Here is a 4,962-nt window from a genome sequence, read left to right as displayed (position 1 = left end):
TTGCAGATCGGGCCGGATGCTCCGATCATCACGACTGACGCGCGTCATCGGGCTGATGCCAAGAGCGCGTTGATCACCCTCGTCGAGCACGCGCTTCTGGCCCGCCTGCGCTAGATCCGCTCAACCCGCCACTTCGTGCCGCCCGCCCTGGCGTGGCACGAATACATGTGCGGTTCATAACAGTTCAATGCACACAAGATCCAGAGAGAGCACCCACGGTGAGTGGGTGTTCTCTCTGCGTTTGTCTACCTCTTGACGTCCGTCACACATTGACCGCGATGTCTGTTTTTTTGGCCCCCGCTACGGTCGAATAGGCGCTGTCCCAAGTGTTTGGAAACCGCCCCGTGGCGTGCTGCAATTCCTCTACTCAGCAGTAGTGGCGGTCCCCGGCAGCGGAGATCGAGCGCCGAGAGGTTAGGACGAGTGAGGCGAAGCAAGAAGCGCTCCGCGCAGCAGTCATCGCCCGAGACGCGGGGCAACTTCAGTCCGCCCTCGGCGGCGGTGGCGCAGGACTCGCCGGACACCGAGCGTTCCGGCAGCCGGTTCGCCGTCCGCAACTGGCGCGTTCCCGTGCGACTCAACGCGATCCTGTTGATCCCCGTGGTCGTCGCCCTGGTCTTCGGCGGCCTTCGGGTGCAGTCCTCCATCGACACCTGGCGGCAGGCGGACGACGCCCGACGCACCGCCGAACTCGTCCGCGCAGCGGCGAAGTACGGCACCGCCCTGCTGGTGGAGCGGGACGTCACCGCCGAACCCCTGCTGGACGGGCGGAAGGACGACCCGGTGGTCGCCGAGTCCCGGCAGGCCACCGACCGGGCGCGCAAGGGATTCCGCCGAGCCGTCGGGAACATGCCCGACCAGCCCGGACTCAAGCGGCGCCTGGACGCCGTCAACAAGGCCGAACCGCGACTGGAGCCGCTGCGTGCCGCCGCCTACTCCAAGAGCATGGACGGGGCGAAGACCGAGGAGGCGTACGTCGCCGTCCAGCACCCCCTGATGGAGTTCGCCAACCACCTGGGTCTTGGCACGGGCAACGTCACGTCCTTCGGGCGAACGGTTTACGCCATCAGCCTCGCCCAGGGCGCCGTCTCCCTCCAGCGCGCTCTCGGTACCCACCTGCTGGTCCGGCCGGACTCCTCGGAGAAGGGGAAGAAGGCGCAGCTGACCGCGCTCGCCTCGTACGCCTACCTGGAGCGCATCGCGCTGGGTGAGTACAACTCCGGGGGCCGACCCGAGGACGAGCGGAAGCTGAAGTCCGAGGCCGCCAAGGCGCTGGCCGACAGCAAGAAGCGGATCGAGCGGGCCAGGAACGACGCGCGGGCCAAGGGGCAGAAGTTCGTCACCCCGCCCCCACTGCTGGAGATGGTCAAGGAGATCGGTGGCGGCGCCAGCGCCTCGGACCTTCGCAAGGACGGGATCACCCGCGAGTCGTACTACGCCGCGGCCACCTCCGCCTTCGACACCTACGGGGCGGTGGAGCGCGACCTGACCGAGGAAGCGGTGAGCGAGACCTCCTCGATCGCCTCAAGCGCGCAGCGGCGGGCCATCATGGATTCAGCCACGGTGCTCGCGGCTTTGCTGCTCGCCTTCGTGATCGCCGGACTGATGGCCCGGTCCATGAGCCACAACATGCGCCGGCTGCGGGGCGCCGCCTTCGAGGTCGCGGAGGAGCGACTGCCCGCCCTGGTCAACCAGTTGTCGCGCACCCACCCCGGCCGGGTGGACACCCGTATCCAGCCCATTCCGATCGACTCGGGCGACGAGATCGGCGAGGTGGCCAGGGCCTTCGACCGGGTGCACCGCGAGGCGGTGCGACTGGCCGCCGAGCAGGCCCTGCTGCGGGGCAACGTCAACGCCATCTTCACCAACCTCTCGCGCCGCAACGAGGGCCTGATCGAGCGGCAGTTGGAGATGATCACCAGGCTGGAGAACAAGGAGGCGGACCCGGACCAGCTGGAGAGCCTCTTCAAGATGGACCACCTGGCCACCCGTATGCGGCGCAACGGCGAGAACCTGCTGGTGCTGGCCGGGGAGGAGCCGGGCCGCCGGTGGACCCAGCCGGTGCCGCTGGTGGACGTGCTGCGTGCCGCGTCCTCGGAGGTCGAGCACTACGACCGGATCCACCTCTCGGGGATACCGGAGACCGAGATCCACGGTGCCGCCGTGAACGACCTGGTGCACCTGCTGGCCGAGCTGCTGGAGAACGCCACCTCGTTCTCCTCCCCGCAGACCAAGGTCGAGGTGCTGGCCACCCGGCTCCCCGACGGGCGGGTGATGATCGAGATCCACGACAAGGGCATCGGGCTGACCGCCGAGGACTTCGCGGACATCAACCACAAGCTGGCCAACCCTCCGAGGGTGGACGTGTCCATCGCCCAGCGCATGGGTCTGTTCGTGGTGGGCCGGCTGGCCGAACGGCACGGTATCCGGGTGCAGTTGAGGCCCTCGGGGGAGCAGGCCGGCACCACGTCCCTGGTCATGCTGCCGGAGGCGATCACCCGGGGTGGTGGCGGCGAGGAGGAGTCCGAGGAGGACTTCACCGTCTCCCGTATCGTCCCCGAGCACCCGTCTTCGCGGGCCGGCCACGACTCGACCGCCTCGGCGGCCGAGCTGGGCTTCGACGACTCCCGGTACCAGGAGACGCCGTTGGACCCGGTCAGCCGGGCGCAGGCCCGGAACGCCCTCCAGGCGGCGATGGAGTCCCGTCAGGACCAGGCCCGTCTGCCGCGCCAGTCGCAGGGGGCCGACGGCTACCGGCCGGACCGGGGGAGTGGCCAGGCCCCACCGGTTGACGGCGGGGCGGCGCCGGTCGGGGGCTGGTCGGACCCGTCGGCCTCCTGGGGTGGCCGGGGCCCGGTGGGGTACACCGACCAACCGGTGCAGGACACCCCGCCCCCCGGCTACGACCAGGGCGGTTACCACCCGTACGAGGACCGGGTCCCCCAGCCGGAGACGGGTTGGCTACCGGTGGACTCCGGTCAGGTGACCGGTTACCCGCGGGATGAATCCGGCGACTGGGACCAGTCGCCCGCGCGGGGTGGGGATTCCGCGCCAGACATTCCCGCTGGTGACTCCGACCACGTAGGCTTCGGGCGGTCAGGGCCTGCCCCCAGTGGCTACCGCGCCACCACCGGTTCGGGACTTCCGGTTCGCGAACCCGGGCGCGCGCCTCAGGTGGCCGGTCCCGACACCCAGCGGCCCGAGGACCGGTTCTCCGAGTCGCCCGGGTGGGACTCGCGACCGGAGCTTCCCGCCCAGGGGGCGTCGGTGCAGCCGCCCTCGCCGGTCGAGGGGGCGGACGAAGCCTGGCGGTCGGCGAACGACGAACGGTGGCGTCGGGCCGAACAGGCCCGGCAGCCGGAGGCCGGTGGTGTCACCACCGCCGGGCTGCCTCGGCGAGTGCCGCGAGCGAACCTGATCGAGGGCGCCGCCGAGGAGGTACAGGGAGGGGGGCCGGAGGTTTCGCGGGCCCCCGAGGATGTGCGGGGCAGGTTGAGTAACCTGCATCGCGGAGTTCGCCGAGGTCGTACGGCCGGGGCGGACAGGCAACAGAACGACCGACAGGGCTTCGGCCCCGGCAGCACCTACGATCAGGAGCGTTAGTGTGAGCCCGATGAGCCAGGCGGCGCAGAACCTGAACTGGTTGATCACCAACTTCGTGGAGAACACCCCGGGGGTGTCGCACACAGTGGTGGTCTCCGCGGACGGCCTTCTGCTCGCGATGTCCGAGGGCTTCCCACGCGATCGTGCCGATCAACTCGCCGCGGTCGCTTCGGGGTTGACCTCGTTGACCGCTGGAGCCTCACGGATTTTCGAGGGTGGTGCGGTGAACCAGACGGTGGTGGAGATGGAACGGGGTTTCCTGTTCATCATGTCCATCTCGGACGGTTCCTCCCTCGCGGTCCTCGCCCATCCAGAGGCTGATATCGGTCTTGTCGGATATGAGATGGCGTTGCTGGTCGATCGCGCCGGCACCGTGCTCACTCCTGCGCTCCGCGAGGAGCTGCAGGGGAGCCTTCTCCACTGACGCTTACTACGCAGACGACTGGGCGCGCGACACCTTCGCGCCATAGGGTTCGGGGGCACGGTGTACTCGGCCCCGGGACCACACCGTGGTGGTGGCTTCATCGGAGCCAGCGAGTTGGAGGAGGAAACGTGGCAACGCCCCAGGGAGGCGGACCGTCGTACGGTGACGGCCGCGATCAGCAGGCTCACAGTGACCCCACGTACGGTGTGCCCGACACACCGACCCAACGGTTCAACTTCCCCTCCGGGCCCAGCCGTCATGTGCGGGCGCAGCGGCAGCAGTCTGGGCCGCCGCCCCGCGAGTCCGGTGGTTACCAGCCCTCCTGGCAGCAGCAGCGCCCGGCCGGCAACCCCCAGCAGGGTTCGTACGGCGCGCCCCGGAACACCGGTGGCCGGCACTCCCAGCACGGTGCCGTCCCGTCCCAACGGGCCGAGACCACAGCGCCGATGACGGGACGTCAGGAGCCGAGCGAACCGCGCGGCGACCAGCAGCCGCTGGTCCGTCCCTACGCGATGACCGGTGGGCGCACCCGCCCCCGCTACCAGTTGGCGCTTGAGGCCCTGGTGCACACCACCGCCGACCCCTCCCGACTTCAGGGCCAGTTGCCCGAACATCAGCGGATCTGCCGCCTGTGCTATGAGATCAAGTCCGTCGCCGAGATCTCCGCACTGCTTTCCATTCCTCTCGGCGTCGCTCGTATCCTCGTCGCTGATCTTGCCGAGGCCGGCTTGGTCGCCATCCACCAGCCCGGTGGGGGGAACGAGACCGTCGACGGTCAACCAGATGTGACATTGCTCGAAAGGGTGCTCAGTGGACTTCGCAAGCTCTAGCGGCGCTGCTGCCCGCTCGACCACCTCCGCGAAGATCGTGGTGGCGGGTGGTTTTGGTGTGGGTAAGACGACGTTCGTCGGTGCGGTTTCGGAGATTAATCCGCT

At 69.1% G+C, this 4,962-nt stretch carries 3 protein-coding genes and 2 pseudogenes; all 5 read left to right on the top strand.

Going from position 1 to position 4,962, the window contains the following annotated elements:
- Positions 1 to 114, top strand: a pseudogene (locus ABZT14_RS25505) (ATP-binding protein); the annotation flags it as partial.
- Between the two features lie 309 nt (positions 115 to 423).
- Positions 424 to 3,603: a nitrate- and nitrite sensing domain-containing protein gene (locus ABZT14_RS25500; RefSeq protein WP_356306881.1), complete on the top strand. Its 3,180-nt coding sequence runs from the start codon at positions 424 to 426 to the stop codon at positions 3,601 to 3,603.
- A 10-nt stretch (positions 3,604 to 3,613) separates the two neighbouring features.
- Positions 3,614 to 4,027: a roadblock/LC7 domain-containing protein gene (locus tag ABZT14_RS25495; RefSeq protein WP_356306884.1), complete on the top strand. Its 414-nt coding sequence runs from the start codon at positions 3,614 to 3,616 to the stop codon at positions 4,025 to 4,027.
- A gap of 128 nt (positions 4,028 to 4,155) precedes the next feature.
- A complete protein-coding gene (locus ABZT14_RS25490) occupies positions 4,156 to 4,857 on the top strand; it encodes a DUF742 domain-containing protein (RefSeq protein WP_356306878.1) in 702 nt (233 codons plus the stop codon).
- Positions 4,838 to 4,962, top strand: a pseudogene (locus tag ABZT14_RS25485) (ATP-binding protein); the annotation flags it as partial. The gene ABZT14_RS25490 and the pseudogene ABZT14_RS25485, both read left to right, overlap by 20 nt.

The sequence above is a fragment of the Streptomyces sp. NPDC005438 genome (genome assembly GCF_040606315.1).
Taxonomy (GTDB): Bacteria; Actinomycetota; Actinomycetes; order Streptomycetales; family Streptomycetaceae; genus Streptomyces.
This window is presented reverse-complemented; position numbering and strand designations above follow the sequence as displayed.

What these genes read in the sequence shown, in the direction of transcription:
- ABZT14_RS25495 (WP_356306884.1), top strand. Translation starts at nt 3,614, where the DNA reads ATGAGCCAGGCGGCGCAGAACCTGAACTGGTTGATCACCAACTTCGTG.